Here is a 19,131-nt window from a genome sequence, read left to right on the forward strand (position 1 = left end):
CGGTTGCAGCAACAACGCCTGCCGTAGCGTCCTGCAGCGCATGTGGGTCGACTAAGGTAAGTGCCTGTAGTGCCTGCGGCGCATGTGGTGCCTGCGGCGCCAAGAAGAAAGTATGCGGTGCCTGCGGTGCTTGTGGCGCATGTGGTGCCTGCGGCGCGAAGAAAACCAACTGATCAGCTTTCCGATCGCCGGGAGCCGTCGGTTCCCGGCGATTTTCCTCCATATGATGCGTTTTGGACCGAGCGCCGATCTGCTAGTGTTCGCTCAACAGTGCAAACACCCATCGGGAACCGCTTATGAACATTCCGGTACGTGACGATCCGAAAATCGACTTCAAGGCACTGCCGCGTGAGGATCTTCTTTCCATGCAGCGAGCCGCAGACGATATGATCGGCGTTCTGGAAGAAGCGGCCGCGCAACAAAAGCATGTCCTCATCGACGTGCTCAATTCTACGGCTCCCGACTCATTCACCCAGTGGCAGCACTATCCCCCCGGCGATGTGCATGATCGCGAAAAGGGTGCGCTGTGGTTTTACCATGCCCATTCGGAAGATCCCGAATCTCGGCCATGGAACGAGCACGGCCATTTCCATCTCTTCGTCTATAGCGAGCACGTCCAGGAAGGGGTCGAACCCATTGCCCTACCGCCCAAGCCGGATTTCGAGAATGGTGGACTATGCCACCTCGTCGCGATTTCCTTCAACAATGCCGGCACGCCGATGCGAATATTCACGGTCAATCGCTGGGTGGCAATGGAGTGGCAATACCCGGCAGAGGAAGTCATCCGGCTGCTGGACTGCTTTGATCTCGACAATGAAGACTACGCGCTGACCACAAAGTGGCTGGTCGCTGCCTTGAAACTGTTCCGCCCGCAGATCGAATGGAGCCTGCGCGAACGTGACAAGGCGATTGAGAAACTGCGCGAAGAGGATCCGGAAGGGTTTTCCGAAAACGAGGACGTCGAGGTCCTGTCATCATTCCCCTTTGATCTCGGCTTACAGATCGAAGCCATCGAGGAAGCGCTGCAGGGCTGAACCGGGATTGCACTTTCCGTTTGCGGCGGGCATGGTCTGCTCATGAGCGGATTCGATGAACAAACGGCGCTGGATTCTCCAACCGGCGCGGCACTCAATCTTCTGCATAAGACTCCCAAAGGCATGGCGCGGGCAATCGTGCAGATCAATCACGGGTTGGCTGAACGGGCATCCCGCTACGGCCCCTTCGCCGACTACCTTTCCGAAGCCGGGTTTGCCGTCTTTGTCCATGACCACCGCGGCCACGGAGAAACAAAGGCATCGGACGCGCCGGTGGGCATCTTTGCAAAAGCACCCGCTGGCCAAGCCTTCGAGAAGGTCATTGCAGACACGTTGGCCGTCAACACATATGCACGGGAGCGTTATCCGGACGTTCCCGTGATCACCTTCGGTCACTCCATGGGCGGTCTCATCGCGATGAATTTTGCCCTGTCTCATCCGGACCGGCAGTCGGCACTGGCTGTCTGGAACGCGAATTTCAACATGGGGCTTGAAGGCCGGCTGGCGCAGGGTGTTCTTGCCGGAGAGCGGATGATTCTCGGATCAGACGTTCCAAGCCGTATTTTGCCAAAGCTCACATTCGAAGCCTGGGGCAAGTCCATCAAAAACGCCGATACCGGTTTCGACTGGCTTTCACACGACCGCGATCAGGTCGCGGCCTACGTTGCCGATCCGCTGTGCGGCTGGGACGCCTCCGTTGCCCTGTGGCAGGATATTTTCGCGATGGCCTTTCGCGGCAGCAGTAAAACTGAGCTGGTGCGATTGCGTAAAACCACACCGATCCACCTCGTCGGCGGCGGGCAGGATCCTGCAACCAACAAGGGCCGTGCGGTGACCTGGATGGCCAGCCACATGCGCGCTTGCGGCTTTGAGGACGTGACCGGTCGCATCTACGATGATATGCGGCACGAAACGCTGAACGAAACGGCCCTGCCCGGCGCACGCTGCGCTATGGAGGACTTTGCCGCCTGGGCAGTTGCGGCGCTCAAGCACGGGTAGGTCCAGTGCCAGAAAATTCATTCAGGATTCTGATCAGCGCCTGCCTTTTGGGGCGTCCGGTCCGTTACAATGGCAGCGGCAAGTTGCTGGAAAGCGCGTTGATCGAAAAATGGCAGGCACAGGACCGGCTCGTGCCCTTTTGCCCGGAAGTAGCCGCAGGGCTGCCGACACCCAGACCGCCAGCAGAAATCGAAAGCGGGCTTGACGGAACCGATGTTCTCAACGGAAATGCGCGGATTCTTGAAGATATCGGCACGGACGTAACCACAAGCTTTATCGAAGGCGCGCGACTGGCGCTGGACATTGCACAAAGGACCGGATGTCGCTTCGCGCTGCTGACGGACGGCAGCCCTTCATGCGGGTCGTATTTCATCCACACGGGAAATTTTGACGGATCGACCAGATCCGGCATTGGGGTCGTTACCGCTTTGCTGCGCTCCAACGGCATAGCGGTTTATGCCGAATCCCGAATTGCTGATTTGGCGCGTCATGTCGATCCTTCGGGAGCCGGCTTATCACCGTAATATCCGCCTGACCGCCCAACTACGCGAACTTTAGCACTTGGCGCGCGCGGTGTCGTTTTGCTACCACAAACCCAACGCAGCTCGGCAATACGGGGGCAGCCTATGCTCGCCAATCTCTTTACGATCGACAATCTGACAACATTTCTGGTGCTGACGGCACTGGAAACGGTGCTTGGATTTGACAATCTTCTCTATATCTCAATCGAAGCCAAGCAGGTCGACCCGGCCCGTCAGGCATGGGTGCGCCGCTGGGGCATCATTCTGGCAATCGTGCTTCGCATCGTTCTGCTGTTTGTCATCCTGCAATTGATCGCCACCCTTCAGGCGCCGCTCTTTGAGCTCGATCATCCCTGGATATCGGGTGCCGTCAGCGGTCATGCCTTGATCGTTCTGGCAGGCGGTGTTTTCCTGATCTATACGGCCGTCAAGGAAATCTACCACATGATCGGCGTGGAGGATCTCGAGCACGAGGCCGAAGGCGGACCGCGTCGCACCGTGCGCGCAGCCTTATTCTGGATCGTCGTCATGAATTTAATCTTTTCCTTTGACACCGTCCTTTCAGCCGTTGCCCTGACGGACCATTTTATCGTCATGACGGGGGCAATCGTTGCATCCGGCGTCCTCATGGTCGCCATGGCTGACACGGTTGCCACTTTCCTTCAGAAAAACCGCATGTACGAAGTCCTCGGCCTGTTCGTGCTATTGCTGGTCGGTGTCATGCTGATGTCGGATGGCGGCCATATCGGCCATCTGTCATTCTTCGGTCATCCGATCGAGCCAATGGCCAAATCCACATTCTACTTTGTCCTGATCACTCTGGTGGCGGTCGAAGTTGTCCAGGGGCGTTATCAGAAGCGGATTCTCGCTGAGGCCGCAGCGGCAAAACAACAGAAAGCGGAGAGCTATCATGGCTGACGCACCGCTAAAGGGGTTCCGCGTACTGGAACTAGCCCGCGTTCTGGCCGGCCCCTGGGCCGGACAGATGCTCGCTGACCTTGGAGCCGACGTCATCAAGGTCGAAAACCCCGATGGCGGCGACGATACCCGTCAGTGGGGGCCGCCCTTCTTGGCGACAGAAGACGGTGAAAACCTGGGTGCGGCCTATTTCCACGGCACAAACCGGGGAAAACGCTCAGTCACAGCTGATCTGCGCGACAAAGACGATCTGGAGTTCGTCCGCAAACTTGCTGCCCGTTCCGACGTTCTGATCGAAAATTTCAAAACGGATGGCCTTAAGAAATACGGCCTCGACTATGCCGCGCTCAGGAATATCAATCCCAAACTCGTCTACTGCTCAATCACCGGCTTCGGACACACCGGCCCCTATGCCGGCAACGCGGGATACGATTTCATCATTCAGGGCATGTCCGGCTTCATGTCGATCACCGGAGAGAAGGAAGGGTCGCCGATGAAGGCCGGAACGGCCATTGCCGATCTCTTTACCGGCATTTACGCCGTTGCGGCCATCCAGGCAGCGCTGATCAATGTGATGAAAACCGGAAAGGGCCAGCATATCGACATGTCGCTGCTGGACACACAGGCCGCGGTCCTTGCTAACCAGAACATGAACTATCTGGCCACCGGCATCAGCCCCCAGCGCCTCGGCAATATCCACCCCAACATTTCGCCCTATGAAGTCGTTCCGACACTCGACGGTCACCTTATTCTGGCCGTTGGCAATGACGGACAATTCGCAAGGGCCTGCAAGGTCCTCGGCTTGGAGGAGATGGCAGAGGACGCGAAATTTTCGACCAACAAGGCGCGCGTCGCAAACCGCGAGGAACTGCACACGCGAATCTGCGAAAAGACGGAGCTATTCGAGCGCGACGAATTGCTGAGCCTGTGCGAAGCCAAGGCCGTTCCGGTGGGTCCGATCAATTCCATTGGCGAAATGTTCGACGACCCGCAGATCAAGGCCCGCGGCCTGAAACTTGAACTCGACGACGGCCACGGCACCAAGATCCCGGGTGTTGCCTCACCCATGCGAATGTCTGAAACGCCGCTGCGTTATGAACGGACCTCACCACGCCTCGGAGAACACAATGACGAGGTCAGAGCGGAGCTGGAACAGCTGGAAAAATCCTGAGCAAACAGCACTATGCGCGAATGTGCAGGGTCTGCTGATAAATAGCTGTCGAGCGTGCGCCCGAACGGCAGTAGCCCAGCATCGGTCGATCCATTTCATCGAGAGCATCGACGAATTCCTGGACCTGTTCGAAGCCCACGCCTTCGCGGCCGACCGGAATATGGCGCATTTCGAGGCCCCTGGCCTTTGCCGCGGCTTCGATTTCGGTGAATGTCGGCTGATCGTCCACTTCCGCATCCGGGCGGTGGCAGACGATCGATTTGAATCCCATCGCGGCGATCGCGTCGAGATCCTCGACGGTTATCTGACCTGCGACGGAATACTCATCATTGATCTTGCGGATTTCCATTCTTCAATCCCTGCCGTTCGAAATCGGGTTGCACGTTTTATAGAGCATGATTTGAAAAATGAGAACAACAGCAAAAACTTCAAGGCAGGCATTGCTCACGATTTGCCCCAGCCGCCTCCGTTTGCGGTGTTAATGAGAATTTTATCGCCGGCCTTCAGTGCAACGCCACTGGCAAATGCGCGTTCTTCGCGGGCGCCGTTGGCATGCACAAGAGCAAAGCCGTTGGTGCCGCCGTTCTCACCGCCTTCGAGCCCCCACACCGGGATGCGGTTGCGGCTATAGCCGGCCGAAAGCAACGCATCGCCGCGCATTTGGTAGCATACGGAAAGACCCTTGCCGCCGCTGAACCGGCCCTGCCCTTCATCGCTTTCACGCAACGTTTTAAAACCGACCTCCAGGCCATAGCGGGCTTCGGCGATCTCCACCGGGCAATTGTAGGTCTCGCCGTGGCTGCACGAGTACATGGCGTCGAGCCCGTCCCGTTCGGCCGTAGCACCCCATCCGCCCATTTGCGGTTCGACCATGGTGTAGCGCCGCCCCGTATCGGGATGCGTGCCGGCAAGAACCGTTCCGCAGATCGAAGCAAAACTTCCTGCGGGCAAACGGTCAGGCATGGCGCATGCAAGGCACTGCCAGAGCATGTCGTAGAGGCGAATGCGGGTTTCGAAATAATAGCCATGCGGTGCGGTGCCGGTGGCATGAAAGACCGTGCCAGGCTCGGTAAGCACCTCAAGCGCCTTGAACGATCCCGCATTGGCAAACAATGTCGGGTCCGTCAACGCTTTGAAGATCATCTGCGCCGAGATCACGGCGCCGTCACGGCTGGTGTTGTAGGGCTCGTCGCGGACTTTCGGATTGCCGCGCAAATCCACTGTGAAACGATCCTTCGATATGGTGATGGAGGCCCGCCAGAGCGCCCCGTCATCCTGCTCTTCCTCGATCGAATAGGTGCCTTCCGGCAGGCTGCGCAATCCGGCCAGCCCGCGCCTTTCACCCTCGTCAAACAATGCTTCAAGGGCCGACCGGAAGGCTTGGGCCCCATGGGCATGCACGAGATGCGCTATGCGCTTTTCCGCAATGCGGCTGGCGGCAACCTGGGCCCACAGATCACCATTGGCAAATTCCGGCAGGCGTGAATTGGCGGAGATGATCTCAAAAACCGGCCGGATGGCTTCGCCGTTTTCAAAAAGCCTGACGGCAGGCAGCCGCAGCCCCTCCTGAAAGATCTCCGTCGCCTCGGTCGACATGGAGCCGGCAACCCGGCCACCGACATCGTTCCAGTGCGCTATGGACGCGGTCCAGGCAAGCAATGCGCCATCGACAAAGACCGGGAGCGCGATCACCACATCATTGAGATGGGTGACGCCGCCATAATAGGGATCGTTGGTGATAAACATATCGCCGGGCCGGATAGTCTCCTGCCCGTGAAGATCGAGAATGCGCTTTACCGCCTTGTCGAGCACACCCACAAAGGTCGGGATGCCTGCGCCCGAGCTCACCAGATTGCCATCCGCATCGGTGATTCCTGTACCGACGTCCAGCACCTCGTAGATGATCGGGCTCATCGCCGTCTTGCGAAGAACGGCAAACATCTCATCGGCAGCGGCAACCAAACTTGCCTGTATGACGGATGCGGTGAACGGATCAGTATCGACTGCACTGTTCATAGCTCAAACCTGCACGTAATGAGCCGTGCGCGGCAGGCCCGACAGGATTTCCGGACCGTTCTCACGCAATATCACAATGTCTTCGAGCCGGATACCAAACCGGCCCGGCAGATAGATGCCGGGCTCTATGGAAAACACCATGCCGGTATCAAGCACCACGTCGGAAGTCGATGTTATGTAGGGCGGTTCATGCCCCTCCACGCCCATGCCGTGGCCGGTCCGGTGGACAAAATATTCGCCATAGCCGGCCTCGGTTATGACATTGCGCGCGGCGGCGTCCACCTCGCTGGCGCGGACACCGGGCCGGGCCGCTTTCATGGCCGCTTGAACCGCGGCCTCGACAATGGCGTGTACCTCGTCATAGCCTTCCGGCGGTTCGCCGACCACAATCATCCTTGTGATATCTGATGAGAACGTGCCTTTCCTTGCGCCTATGTCGACGACTATCGCGTCACCCTGCCTGATCACGGTATCGCCGGTCTGATGGTGGGGAAATGCTCCGTTGCCCCCTGCCCCGACAATGCGGAAAAGCGGCCGCGCGCCATTTGTCTCGAAACGCTCCGAAATGATGTCCGCCAGTTCGATTTCACTCATGCCGGGCCGAACCGCTGTAAATGCCGCCTGCATCGCTTCATCGGCGAGAGCGGCATTCATCTTCAGTTCGCGATACTCCTCGTCACCCTTGCGCATGCGCAGCGCCCCAAGCGTCGCTTCGGTGAAGCTGTGTTTGCAGCCGGGCAAGGCGTCGAGAACCAGAAGTGCAAAATCTGCGCGCATCGCCTCGTCTACAACGACGCTCCTGGCACCCCGGGCCCCGACATCTTCCAGGGCGGCTGCCAGCGCCGCGTCAGGTCCGTCGGCATCATCCCAGGTGTGGAAGACTATGTCGGTATGCTGTCTCGATCCCTCGGCATTAAGGGCCGGCATCAGGAAGGCTTCACGTTCCGGGCCGACGAACAACATGCTCGGCCGCTCGTCGGGATGAGGGTAGAAGCCGACCAGCCAGGTCATATTCGCGCCCGGCCCGATCGCGATCAGATCGACCTCCTGTTGCGCCATTTTAGCGCGCAGCGCTTGCAATCGTTCGGTGACCGGGTTGCCCATCATATCCCTCTTTTGTTTGTTTCGTTTACGGCCGATTCAGGCGGCACTCGCTGTAATTGTCTCGGCCGGAACGACAATCCGGCTGCCGAAGAACTCACCTTCGTCGAAGCCACCGAACCGGGCGATTTCCTCTTCCGGCGGCGCTTCGCAGGACCATTTGCGGCTCGGTACCCACCCGCACTGCCGTTTGAGAAGCGCCGCATATTCGGCGCGTTTGAACGCGGCAATGGACGGATCAATCACCGGAACACCAAGTTCCTTCTCGAGTTGCTTGTAAAATCCGATTTCCAGGGTGCAGCCGAGAATCAGCGCTTCCGCATAGTCCTGCTCAACGGCCTTGCGCCCTGCTTCCAGCAGAAGATTGTTGGTACGGTCATGATCCGTCTGGAAATCATTGACCCCGAGTTCGACATGATAAAAACCGGAAAGCCTCTCGCCCTGCCCGTTATTGCGCACGGTGGCTTCCATCTGGTCGACCCATTTGCGCCGGCCGACAATGACGCCGAAACGGTTCGCAAGGCTCGTGGCGATTTCAACGGATGCCGCGCACGGTGCGGTCACGATCATCTCCCCGGATATTTCCCGCGCATCGTGCAGCGCCGTATCATAGAAGCAACCGATCGCCAGCGCATCGAAACCCTCTCGCGCAGCGGCGCGTGACGCCCGGATAATCCCCGGCGTGACCATCGCTTCATAGGAACGGAATTCGATGTGTGAAAAGGCACCGTCCGAGGCCGGCAGAGAGGTGACGTGCACTTCCGTATTCGGCAGCTTGTGCTCCGCCGTCATGTCGGCGAATACCTGATCATAGTCACTTACGCCCGTCGGGCTCAGATACATGACTTTCAGCGGTTTATCGTTATGCATTTGGAACTCCTCCTGTTCCCTGTCGTCAGACTTTTACGCCGTAGATTTCCTCGGCGCGTTCCTTGGAAATGAGCTCGTTTTTCACGTCTTTGCGCACGGCATCGGGATCGCGTTTCTTCGGATCGCCGAGCCCGGCGCCATTGCCGGTCACGACGCGGATCACGTCATCCCTTTGCGTCGTGAGGCCGGAAACGAACGCGTAACGCTGCGGTTCGCCCTCCTTCGGCCGAAACTCGACATAATTGGGTGAGCCTTCATTGCCGCCATCGATAGACCAGGCCGGGAATTTCGACCTGGTATAGCCGGCGGTCAGGAAACCGTTGTCGGCGCGCACGCGATAGTCCATGACAATGCCGCGCCCGCCTGTGAACTGGCCCTCGCCGCCCGGCTCCATGTTGAGTGCAAGCTGGTCGACATAGAGCCCATTTCTGGCCTCGTTGATTTCCGCCGGGCAATTGTAGGTCTCGCCGTGGAAACCGCAAAAGACGGCGCTGTTTCCGTCGCTCTCACGGCTGGCGCCCCAGCCGCCAAGCTGCGGTTCAATGATTGTGTATTGCCGGCCTGTATCGGGATGGATGCCACCGATGAAGGTGCCGCAGACCGACGCGAAATGCCCCGCCGCCAGCCGGTCCGGCATATGCGGCGCAAGGCAGCGCCACATAAGGTCGTACACTCTCAGCTCAATCTCGTAATAAAAGCCGATCGGGGCCGGTTCCTTGGCATGGAAGACCGATCCTTCACGCGTCAGCAGGTTGATCGGGCGGAACGAGCCGCCATTGGCCGGTGAATAGGGATCGGTCAGCGATTTGAAGATCATCTGCGCGCAGACCATCACGCCGTCGCGGCTTGTGTTGACCGGATTGTCGGACTGGTCGGGATTGTCACGCAGGTCGACGGTGAATTCGTTGTCACCGATGGTGATCTTCACATTGAAGATACGCCCGTCATCCTGTTCTTCCGACAGTTCAAACGTGCCCTTGGGCAGCTCCGCCAGGGACGAAAGCGAAACCTCTTCACCGAAATCCATGAAGGAGGACATTGCGGTCTCAAAGGTGGCGGCGCTGTATTTTGCGGCAATTTCCCGCAAGCGCTTGTCACCGACCCGCACCGACGCAATGGCGGCCCAGACATCGCCTTCAAGGACGTCCGGCATGCGGGAATTGACCTTGATGATCTCCATGACCGGGCGGATCGGTTCTCCTTTGGAGATGATCTTTACCGCCGGCAGGCGCATGCCTTCTTGGAAGATTTCCGTCGCTTCGCCCGAGAGCGATCCGGGCGCCATGCCGCCGACATCAGAATTGTGGGCGATATTGGCGGTCCAGGCAATGATGTGCCCGTCGGCAAAGACCGGCATCGCCACCACGATGTCGTTAAGGTGAGTGACGCCGCCGTGATAGGGATCATTGGTGGCAAAGACATCGCCGGGCTCGATATCGCCGGGCTTGTCATATTTGTCGATAATGACCTGCACCGCCTTGTCCAGCACACCGATAAAGGCCGGAATGCCCGCGCCGGACGATGCCAACTGCCCATTGGCGTCCATGATGCCGGTGCCCATGTCGAGGACCTCGTAGATGATCGAACTCATCGCCGTCTTGCGCATCGCCGCGAACATCTCGTCGGCCGTCGCCTGCAGCGAATTCTGGATGATTTCGAGTGTAATCGGATCGTTGCTCATGGTGCTCCTCCTCACTCGCCCAGTTCAATGTGAACGTTGCCATAGGCATCAACGCGGGCGCTGCTGCGCGGATTGATGACGATGGTGGTGCCGGGATCCTCGACAATCGCAGGGCCGGCAAATTCCATGCCGGGTTTCAGGGACGGACCATCGAAAATGACGCTTTCGTGCTCGCCTTCGAGCGCAAAATCGACAACACGCCTACCTTTTTCCGCTGGACTTGCATCTGCATCGCCCAGTGGCTGCTCCGCCATGGTCAATTTGCCGACCTCGGCAGAAGCGACCAGGTGAATGCCGACCATCTCGACCGGCGCATCCAGCCGGTAGGTGTATTCACGCTCATAGGTTTCGTGGAACAGCGCCTCGATCTCGGCCAGTTTTGCGTCGCTCACTTCCCCTTCGGGCAGCAGCACTTCTGTCGTGTGCTCCTGGTTCTGGTAGCGGAACTTGCCGAAGCGCAGGAACGACACGCGCGAAGGATCAATCCCCTCCTCCTCGAACTGCGCCCGCGCCTGCGCTTCGGTCTCGGCAAACAATGCCTCGATGTTTGCCCCCGCGCCTTCTGCAAGATCAACGAGCCGGGTAACGAAATAGTCGCGCCTGAGATCCGACATCATCATGCCCCAGGCCGAGAAGACCGATGCACCGGCGGGCACAACGACCTTCTTGACACCGAGTTCCGACGCCAGCGCCACGGCGTGCATCGCACCGCCGCCGCCAAAGGCGACAAGGGTAAAGTCGCGCGGATCGAAGCCGCGATTGAGCGACACGAGTTTCAGCGCATTGACCATGTTGTTGTTGGCAATGCGCACAATGCCGCGCGCCGCTTCCTGAGAAGACACACCCAGCTTTTCGGCAACCGAACCGATGGCGGCATTTGCCGCATCCATGTCCGCGTCGATCTCGCCGCCGCAGAAATAGTCCTTGTTGATGCGTCCGAGATGAAGATTGGCGTCGGTCGTCGTTGCTTCCGTCCCGCCCTTGCCATAGGCGGCAGGTCCCGGCAGCGCGCCAGCCGATTGCGGACCGACATGCAGCTTGCCGAAATCGTCGACCCAGGCGATGGAGCCGCCGCCATTGCCGATCTCGACGAGGTCTACGACCGGCACCATGATCGGATAGCCCGCAGATGTGCGGTCCTTCTCGATCCAGTAGTCGGTCATGATCTTGATCTGACCGTTCTCGATCAGTGAGCACTTGGCCGTCGTTCCGCCGATGTCGAGCGCAAGGATATTTGGCTCGTCGATCAGCTTACCGAGTTCGGCAGCACCCCAGAAACCGGAGGCCGGCCCCGATTCCACCATGGTGATGGGAATGCGCGAAACCGATTCCAGCGAATCCACACCGCAATTGGATTGCATGATATAGGGGCTGCCCTTAAAATTGCGGCTCGCCAGCCCGTCTTTCAGGCGTGACAGATAGCGCTCGGCAATCGGCTGCACATAGGCCGATAGCACCGCCGTATTGGTGCGCTCATATTCACGCCATTCACGGGTAATCTGGTGAGATGACACCGCGGATACGCCGGGCCACAGGGATTCAATCTCGGCAAGCACCGCCTGTTCATGCGCCGGATTGGCATAGGAGTGAATGAAACAGACCGCAATTGCCTCCACGCCTTCGGCCTTGAAGCCATCCAGGATTGCGGGAAGGCCAGCCAGATCGAGCGGCTTCATCTCCTCGCCCCGGTAGGTCATCCGGCCCGGCAGTTCCTTCCTCAGATAGCGCGGAACGAAGGGTTCCGGCTTCTTGTAGTGCAGGTTGAAAAAGTCCGGGCGGTTGCCCCGCGCGATCTCGAGGATATCGCGGAAGCCTTCCGTGGTGATCAATCCGACCTTGACGCCCTTGCGTTCCGTCAGCGCATTGATGACGACGGTCGTGCCGTGGGCAAGGAAATCGACGGCACCCGGATCGACATTGCCTTTTTCAAGCACATTGAGGACGCCCCGTTCGAAATCGGGCGGCGTCGTGTCGGACTTGGCAGTGCGAATGGTCGAAGCACCGTTTTCGTCAGTTTCGAAACACACCAGGTCGGTGAAGGTTCCGCCGACATCCGTTGCAACACGTATAGTAGAGCTCGCCATCACTGGCCTCCCTTGCTCAGTTTTTCCATGAGGAAACAAACGCTTCCAGGCAGTTTCAGAATCTCCGCTGCAGCGACTTTGTCCGGCGTGTAAAACCCTTTTTCGTGCAGCAGGTTGATGGTTCCGAGAACCTCGCCACCAACAACAACGGGCAGATTGAGGACGGACTCGCAGCCGAGCGACCTGATCAGTTCGTGGTCGTCAAAGACCTCGGCGATGCTTTCTATGTCGTTGGCGACGAAGTTCTGCTGCCCGTCCAGAACATGATCGGACCACCGGTCGCTATCGACCGTCTTGGTTCCGGACGCAGGATAGGCTTCAGGCATGTTGCTGTAGCAGCGGCTCGCCAATCCCGATGCGCGATCAAATGTCATCAGAGTGAAGAGTTTCGCTCCGACATGGGCCATCGACAGTTCTTCGAGAGCGCCGTAGACCGTTGCCGCGTCGGCAGCTTTGGAAACGGCTTCACCGAACCGGTGCATAGATATTTCAGCCGGCACTGTTCTTCTCCATTACTTTTTTACGCAGGGCTTCTTCATCATCCGTGATGATCGGAATGGCCCCGATCAGGCTGCGCGTATAGGCATTGGCGGGCCGTTCGAAGATCTCCTCCGTGCCTGCTTGCTCAACAAGGTTGCCACGCTCGAAAACGGCAACGCGGTCGGCAATATTACGCACCACACCAAGATCGTGGGTGATGAAGACATAGGTCAGGTTGCGCCGGTGGCGCAGCTCATCGAGCAACTGCAGCACACGCGCCTGCACAAGCACATCAAGCGCCGAGGTCGGTTCGTCCAGAACGAGAATTTCCGGCTCGCAGGCAAGCGCCCGGGCAATCGCGACGCGTTGACGCTGGCCGCCCGAGAGCGCCGCCGGATACCGGGCGGCGAAATCCGCCGGCAGGCCGACCTCCTCAAGTAACGCACCTATCCTTGCCTTTCGTCCCTGACGGTCACCGATGTCGTGGACATCAAGCGCCAGCCGCAGCGAAGCGCCAATGGTGCGGCGCGGATTGAGCGAGGACAGCGGGTTCTGCTGAACAAGCTGGATGGATCGCCTCAACGGCAAAGTCCGCCTGTTCGGAAGCAGATCGCCGTCAAGGAAGAATTCGCCCGTTGTCGGCGGATAGATACCCAGCAGCATGTTGGCGAATGTCGTCTTGCCCGATCCGCTTTCGCCAACAATTGCCAGGCACTCACCGCGCGATACGTTCAGTGACACGGAATTGAGTGCCTTGACCTCATGGGTCGCGGTCATGAACACCTTGGAAACGCTGCGCGCTTCTAGGACGGGGCGGAACTCTGTTGCGCTGTCGTTCATGACGCCGCCTCCGCTTCGTGATCGATCAACGGATCGAGATAGGCGTCGGTCGCCTCGGCAATATCAGGAATGCCGCCGCCGGTGATGCGCGGAACCGCCGCCATCAGCGCCTTGGTGTATGGGTGACGCGGGCTGTGGAAGAGCTCGCTCGTCTGTCCATGCTCGACCAGCCGGCCCTTGTAGATGACATAGACCCGGTCGGCGAATTCGCGCACAACGCCGAGATTGTGCGAAATGAAGAGCACGGACGTTCCCCGGCGCTCGACAAGATCGCGCATGAGATGCAGCGTCTGCGCCTGCACGGTGACATCAAGCGCGGTGCCCGGCTCATCGGCAATCAGCAGCGACGGTTCGTTGGCAAGCGCCATGGCGATCATCACGCGCTGGTTCATGCCGCCGGACAATTGGAACGGATAGGATGCAAGCACACGCTCCGGCTCCGGTATGGAAACATCCTGCAGGAGTGCGATGGCGCGCGCCTCGGCATCAGTGGCCGAGATTTGCGTATTGCCGCGCCGCAGGACTTCCTGGAACTGGACACCGATCGTATAGACCGGGTTGAGCGACGATGTCGGGTCCTGAAAGATCATCGAAATCTTCGTTCCGCGCAACGCCTGGCGCACGCTCAGGGGCTGCATCTCCAGATCCTCGCCTTCGAAGCTGACCGAGCCCGAAATGCGGGCCGTGCTGAATTCCTGCAGAAGGCCGAGGATAATGCGCGCCGTTACTGATTTTCCCGAACCGGATTCACCGACCAGCGCAACCTTTTCGCCGCGGCGGATATTCAGCGAAATGCCATGCAGCACCTCGATCAAGCCGGTGTAGCTCTTGAACGCCAGTTTGAGATCGCGGATATCGAGCAGATGATCGTTCATTGGTCGCTCCCCAGGATCTGGCGGAGTGCATCTCCGAGAAGGTTGAAACCGAACACCGCGATCAGGATGGCAAGCGATGGGAACACGGTCAGCCACCAGGAATCCGGCAGGTAATTACCCCCTTCCGCAACCATCGAACCAAGATCGGGGGTCGGCGCCTGCACGCCAAGGCCGAGGAACGACAGTGAGGAGGCAATCAGGATGACGAAGCCGAGATCCAGCGTCATCTTGGTGACGATGGACGGCACACAATTGGGCAGGATCTCGCGGAACATGACATGGATGCGCGATGCACCGATGATCTCGGCGGCAAGCACATAGCCTTCCTGCGCTTCCGACCGTGTCACATTATAGACAAGCCGCGCATACCAGGGCCACCACATGGTCGTCACCGCCAGCATGCCGTTGGTGAGCGTCGGCTCCAGGAGGCCCATGATAGCCATGGCCAGGACCAGCGGCGGAATGGACAAAAACACGTCGGTCAGCCGCATCAGCACGAATTCGGCCCAACCGCCGAGATAGCCGGCGGCAAGGCCGACGGTCACGCCGATCGGCACGGCGATCGCCAGCACCACGACACCGAGCAGCAGCGAAATCCGGTAGGCATAAAGGATGCGAGAGAACACGTCCCGGCCGACAAGATCGGTACCGAAGATATTTGGCCAGTGCGGCGCCTGGTTGAAGTTGGTGAAATCGACCACTGCACCGCGATGTGAGGGAAACGGCGCAATGAAATCGGCGAAAACGGCTGAAAAGACAACGGTTCCGACAAGCACAAGACCAATTACTGAAAGCGGATTGGAAAGCAGGATGTAGAACGTGCGCTTCATGACTTGCCTCCCTCCGCAAGCCGGATGCGCGGATTGATATAGGCAATCAGCAGATCGACAATGATATTGACGATGAGGAACGTAGCCGAGATCACGAGAACCGTGCCGACAATGGCGTTAAGGTCCTTGCGCAGGATCACCTGCACACCGTAGCGCGACAGGCCCGGCCAGGCATATACCGCTTCGACCAGGAACGCATTGCCAAGCATCGCGGCAAAATCGAGCCCGATGATCGTCAGCGACGGGATCAGCGACGGACGGAACGCGTACCGGTTGGCAATGCGACGCGCCGGGAAGCCGAAAGACTGCGCCATTTCGATATACGGCTTGTCATAGGTCTCGACCATATTCGAGCGCGTCAGCCTTGCCGCCTGGCCGATGCCGGACAGCGCCAGGGCGAACGCCGGCAAAATGATGTGATGCAGTGCGCTGAAGAAAGCCCTGAAATCACCATCGATCAGCGAGTCAGCCAGCAGAAACCCGGTAATCCGGGGCGGCGTGGCAAGCGTGTCGGATATCTGCCCGGCGATGGGAAACAGCGGCAGGAAGAATGCGAAGAGCAGCATGAGAATGACAGCCCAGACGAAACTGGGCGCGGAAACGCCGAGCAGCGATATCACCCGTATGATGTTGTCGGCAGCCTTGCCGCGATGGCGCGCCGACATGATGCCGAGCGGAATGCCGAGACCGATCATGAAAATGCCGGCAACAATCACAAGTTCCAGCGTCGCCGGCAGGAACTGTGCAATATCCGTCGTCACCGGCCGGTTGGTATAAAGAGAAACGCCAAGATCGCCCCGGGCAAAGTCCCGCACGAAATAGCCGTACTGGACATAGATCGGTTCATCGAGATGCAGCTTTTCGCGCAGTTGTTCGACCTGCTGCGTGGTCGCGTTCGGACCAAGGGCGATGCGCGCCGGATCACCCGGTATGACGCGGGCGATGGTGAATATCAGCATCGAGACACCGATCAAAACGATGATCGAAATCGACAGCCGCTTCACAAGAAGGCGGACGACGGGTGACATGGCAATTCAGCAGTTCTTTTGGAGCTCAGGGCAACAATGGCCCTGGTCGCTCGGGTTTTATAAAAAGCGGGCCGGCGCCGCAGCAACCGGCCCGATACGCAGGGCTAGTTGCTGTCCTGCATTTCCATCAGGCGGAAGGTGAAGCCCATTCCGTCCAGGCCGAAGGCTTTCGACGGATCGGAAAGCGCCGGAACCTTGACCCGGTTGCTGGCGGCAAAGACCGACTGGCGGTCGTAGCCATAGATGGAAGGAGCAATCGCCATCAGCCGGTTGTTGAGCTCATGATAGGCTTTTGCCCGGGCTGCTTCGTCCGTGTTGACCCGCCCTTCTTCAAGGAGCTTGTCGACATCGGCATCATTGAGATGTTCGGGCGACTGCCAGGTGCCGGCCGCCTTTGAATCATACATGCCGTAAAGCAGCGTGTCGGGATCGCCCGTCACCGCATTGACAAAGAGCTGCGAGATGTGCGGCGTGTTCTCGGCCTTCGAGACCTGTTCCGCAAACAGCGCCCAGGGCAACTTCTTTATTTCGGACTTGATGCCAAGTTCGGCGAAATTGGCCTGCATCAAAAGAGCAAACCGCTCTTCCAGTGGCACTTCGGCAATCCACGAGATCTCGATATTCTGGTCGCCGGGATTGTAGCGGCAGGCATTCAGGTGTTGCTTTGCCGCATCCAGATTGCGGGAAAGCTCATCCGAGGGCGGGTTCGCGCCAAGCATACCAACCGGAATCGCCCCGGTCGCCGGGCTTCCTTGCGACACTTCATCAGTCACGGCAATCATCTTGATAGCGGCTGAGTAATCGAACGCCTTGGCAAGCGCCAGACGGCATTCCGGATCGTCCAGCGGCGGCTTGGTGGTGTTCATTTTGACGTAGAAGCCACCCGTGCCGGACTCCGTCAGCAACTGGGCACCGTCCTGGGCAAGCGCCTTCAGAACTTCCGGCGGCAGCCACTGCGAAGAAATATCATGCTCGCCCTGCGCAATCAGGGTGCGGACCGTTGCCGGCTCGAGACCATAGCGCAGACGCACCGTATCGGGTGCGGCATCCGGAACACCGAGGAAATAGTCGGCGCTCTTTGCCATGACCGTTTCCTGTTGCGGATTGTGTGCCGTTACCTTGTAGGCGCCTGAACCGGCACCGTTGGCAGACAGGAACGCCTGTCCCCAGTCTTTCATCTCGCCGTCGCCATCGCCGAGATTTTCCATGACGAGTTTTTTGTCGACGATCGGAAGACGCAGCATGGAAGCAACGAACGGTGCATAAGGTTCTTTCAGAACAAACGTGACGGTGTTTTCGTCAACAGCCTCAGCCTTTTCCACATTGGCAAAGAGATATGAGAGGCCCGCACCGAGCGCCTTCATCCGGTCCAGCGAGAATACGACGTCTTCCGCCGTCAGCGGATTGCCGCTCTGGAACTTGACGTCCTTGCGCAATTTGAAGGTGTGATTGTTGCCGTCTGCCGACCAGCTTTCGGCAAGATGCGGAACGAGACCCGGCGCCCCCTGCGCCGGCATGACCAGCGTGTCGTAGACGTTGAACATCAGGATCGAGTCCGCATAGTCCGAAGCCTTGGCCGGATCGAGTTCGCCGACGGCGACTTCATCCAGCCGCAGCACAGTTTCGGCATGCGCCGGGCCCGCGGGCATGAGCGCAAGCGTGCTGACGCTGAGAAGCGCAGCTGCTGCTGTTTTTGTGATGACATTCATTTTGGTTCCTCCCTGCAAAGTCTGATTTCGAATGTTGTTTCGGACGGTCAATCCGCCTTCTGTTTTTTGCCCTTGTGGAATGGCGTTGAAGGTTCTTCACAAAAGACGTCCATAGTGCCGGTCCACAGGATGGTGGCCGGCTTGTCAGTGTGGTTCCAGCCCGAGTGCACACGGGTCGACGGGAAATGAACGGAGTCGCCCGTCTCCAGAATCGTTCGCTCTCCATCGATTTCGACGGTGATTGTGCCTTCAAGCACGAACATCATTTCTTCGCCCTCATGCGCGATCGGTTCGCTGCGGTACCCGGGCGGCTCGTGAATGATCACACTGCGCAATATATGTCCGGGAAAGGACGATGAGACCCGCTCATAGGTGAGTGAGCTTTCGCTAACGGCAAATACCGGACGTTCCGACTGCCGGGTCTGAATCTCGTCCTCGTCAGGTTGCGGTTGCCGCGTCAGGAAGTCTCCGACATTGACGTCCAGAACGCGCGAGACCGAGACGAGTGACGACAGCGATGGAACGGTGATGCCACGCTCGATCTGGGAAATGAATCCAACGGAAAGCCCGGCTGCATCCGCGACCGCTTTCAGGGTCAGTCCGAGCTCCCGGCGGCGTTCCCGCAAGCGGGTAGCCAGTTGCCCGTGATCCTCTGTGTCCTTGGATTTCGCTGTCTCCTGCCGGCTCAATCCAGCCTCCCACTTTTAGTATTACTAAAACGATGACTCGCAACGGTATGGGAGTCAAGGCTTTTTTAGTAAGACTAAAATTGAGGCGCTTTAAGATATTCACATGCCTGTTTAATGTCAGCATGCAAACATTTGTCCGTATTGAATTATTATTGACGGGCGCCAAGCGCGAAAAGGCACTTTAATATTTTAATGCAGCAGATGGAATTCGTATATCCAGCTGCCGAAACGATGTTGTCGTTCGCAAAATTTCAATCGTAAAATCGAATTCAAATGCGAAAGCCG

General features: G+C 58.5%; 18 protein-coding genes and 1 pseudogene. 5 read left to right on the top strand and 14 right to left on the bottom strand.

All coding sequences use genetic code 11. The features are described 5' to 3' along the window. The first annotated feature begins 296 nt into the window (after nucleotides 1-296). The 5 genes from ABVT35_RS16780 to ABVT35_RS16800 all read left to right on the top strand — a co-directional run bounded on the left by ABVT35_RS16780 (nucleotide 297) and on the right by ABVT35_RS16800 (nucleotide 4,643). Nucleotides 297-1,034, top strand: a complete 738-nt coding sequence (locus tag ABVT35_RS16780) for a hypothetical protein (protein ID WP_368467743.1) — start codon at nucleotides 297-299, stop codon at nucleotides 1,032-1,034. Between the two features lie 42 nt (nucleotides 1,035-1,076). Further along, nucleotides 1,077-2,033 (top strand): alpha/beta fold hydrolase, encoded by a 957-nt coding sequence (locus tag ABVT35_RS16785; RefSeq protein ID WP_368467744.1) that lies wholly within the window; start codon nucleotides 1,077-1,079, stop codon nucleotides 2,031-2,033. A 5-nt stretch (nucleotides 2,034-2,038) separates the two neighbouring features. Then, nucleotides 2,039-2,557, top strand: a complete 519-nt coding sequence (locus ABVT35_RS16790) for a DUF523 domain-containing protein (RefSeq protein ID WP_368467745.1) — start codon at nucleotides 2,039-2,041, stop codon at nucleotides 2,555-2,557. A gap of 102 nt (nucleotides 2,558-2,659) precedes the next feature. Then, the gene (locus tag ABVT35_RS16795) at nucleotides 2,660-3,472 is read left to right on the top strand and encodes a TerC family protein (RefSeq protein ID WP_368467746.1); all 813 of its coding nucleotides are present in this window, start codon (nucleotides 2,660-2,662) and stop codon (nucleotides 3,470-3,472) included. After that, nucleotides 3,465-4,643, top strand: a complete 1,179-nt coding sequence (locus ABVT35_RS16800; protein WP_368467748.1) for a CaiB/BaiF CoA transferase family protein — start codon at nucleotides 3,465-3,467, stop codon at nucleotides 4,641-4,643. The genes ABVT35_RS16795 and ABVT35_RS16800 overlap by 8 nt, the downstream gene beginning before the upstream one ends. A 10-nt stretch (nucleotides 4,644-4,653) precedes the next feature. On the opposite strand, the gene ABVT35_RS16805 is transcribed toward ABVT35_RS16800, so the two are convergent. The 14 genes and pseudogenes from ABVT35_RS16805 to ABVT35_RS16870 all read right to left on the bottom strand — a co-directional run bounded on the left by ABVT35_RS16805 (nucleotide 4,654) and on the right by ABVT35_RS16870 (nucleotide 18,846). Then, the gene (locus ABVT35_RS16805; RefSeq protein ID WP_368467750.1) at nucleotides 4,654-4,992 is read right to left on the bottom strand and encodes a TIGR01244 family sulfur transferase; all 339 of its coding nucleotides are present in this window, start codon (nucleotides 4,990-4,992) and stop codon (nucleotides 4,654-4,656) included. Between the two features lie 95 nt (nucleotides 4,993-5,087). Further along, nucleotides 5,088-6,659: a hydantoinase B/oxoprolinase family protein gene (locus ABVT35_RS16810; RefSeq protein ID WP_368467751.1), complete on the bottom strand. Its 1,572-nt coding sequence runs from the start codon at nucleotides 6,657-6,659 to the stop codon at nucleotides 5,088-5,090. 3 nt (nucleotides 6,660-6,662) lie between these two features. Then, nucleotides 6,663-7,766 (bottom strand): M24 family metallopeptidase, encoded by a 1,104-nt coding sequence (locus ABVT35_RS16815; RefSeq protein ID WP_368467752.1) that lies wholly within the window; start codon nucleotides 7,764-7,766, stop codon nucleotides 6,663-6,665. Between the two features lie 33 nt (nucleotides 7,767-7,799). Next, the gene (locus ABVT35_RS16820; protein WP_368467753.1) at nucleotides 7,800-8,630 is read right to left on the bottom strand and encodes an aspartate/glutamate racemase family protein; all 831 of its coding nucleotides are present in this window, start codon (nucleotides 8,628-8,630) and stop codon (nucleotides 7,800-7,802) included. A gap of 25 nt (nucleotides 8,631-8,655) precedes the next feature. Next, nucleotides 8,656-10,311, bottom strand: a complete 1,656-nt coding sequence (locus ABVT35_RS16825; protein WP_368467754.1) for a hydantoinase B/oxoprolinase family protein — start codon at nucleotides 10,309-10,311, stop codon at nucleotides 8,656-8,658. A gap of 11 nt (nucleotides 10,312-10,322) precedes the next feature. After that, nucleotides 10,323-10,931 (bottom strand): hypothetical protein, encoded by a 609-nt coding sequence (locus ABVT35_RS16830; RefSeq protein WP_368467913.1) that lies wholly within the window; start codon nucleotides 10,929-10,931, stop codon nucleotides 10,323-10,325. After that, a pseudogene (locus tag ABVT35_RS16835) lies at nucleotides 10,917-12,365 on the bottom strand (hydantoinase/oxoprolinase family protein); the annotation flags it as partial. The pseudogene ABVT35_RS16835 and the gene ABVT35_RS16830, both read right to left, overlap by 15 nt. 29 nt (nucleotides 12,366-12,394) lie before the next feature. Beyond that, a complete protein-coding gene (locus ABVT35_RS16840; protein WP_368467755.1) occupies nucleotides 12,395-12,895 on the bottom strand; it encodes a GAF domain-containing protein in 501 nt (166 codons plus the stop codon). Then, complete coding sequence (locus tag ABVT35_RS16845; protein WP_368467756.1) at nucleotides 12,885-13,715, bottom strand: ABC transporter ATP-binding protein; 831 nt, start codon at nucleotides 13,713-13,715, stop codon at nucleotides 12,885-12,887. The genes ABVT35_RS16840 and ABVT35_RS16845 overlap by 11 nt, the downstream gene beginning before the upstream one ends. Next, a complete protein-coding gene (locus tag ABVT35_RS16850) occupies nucleotides 13,712-14,590 on the bottom strand; it encodes an ABC transporter ATP-binding protein (RefSeq protein WP_368467757.1) in 879 nt (292 codons plus the stop codon). Before ABVT35_RS16850 ends, ABVT35_RS16845 begins: the two co-directional genes overlap by 4 nt. Then, nucleotides 14,587-15,420 (bottom strand): ABC transporter permease, encoded by an 834-nt coding sequence (locus ABVT35_RS16855; RefSeq protein WP_368467759.1) that lies wholly within the window; start codon nucleotides 15,418-15,420, stop codon nucleotides 14,587-14,589. Before ABVT35_RS16855 ends, ABVT35_RS16850 begins: the two co-directional genes overlap by 4 nt. Then, complete coding sequence (locus tag ABVT35_RS16860; RefSeq protein WP_368467760.1) at nucleotides 15,417-16,448, bottom strand: ABC transporter permease; 1,032 nt, start codon at nucleotides 16,446-16,448, stop codon at nucleotides 15,417-15,419. The genes ABVT35_RS16855 and ABVT35_RS16860 overlap by 4 nt, the downstream gene beginning before the upstream one ends. Before the next feature lie 104 nt (nucleotides 16,449-16,552). Next, on the bottom strand, nucleotides 16,553-18,157 hold the full coding sequence (locus ABVT35_RS16865) for an ABC transporter substrate-binding protein (protein WP_368467762.1): 1,605 nt from the start codon (nucleotides 18,155-18,157) through the stop codon (nucleotides 16,553-16,555). A 47-nt stretch (nucleotides 18,158-18,204) separates the two neighbouring features. Next, entirely contained in the window at nucleotides 18,205-18,846 is a 642-nt protein-coding gene (locus ABVT35_RS16870) for a helix-turn-helix domain-containing protein (protein WP_368467764.1), read from the bottom strand. Between the last annotated feature and the right edge of the window lie 285 nt (nucleotides 18,847-19,131).

This window comes from Hoeflea sp. TYP-13, from assembly GCF_040932035.1.
GTDB lineage: Bacteria > Pseudomonadota > Alphaproteobacteria > Rhizobiales > Rhizobiaceae > Hoeflea_A.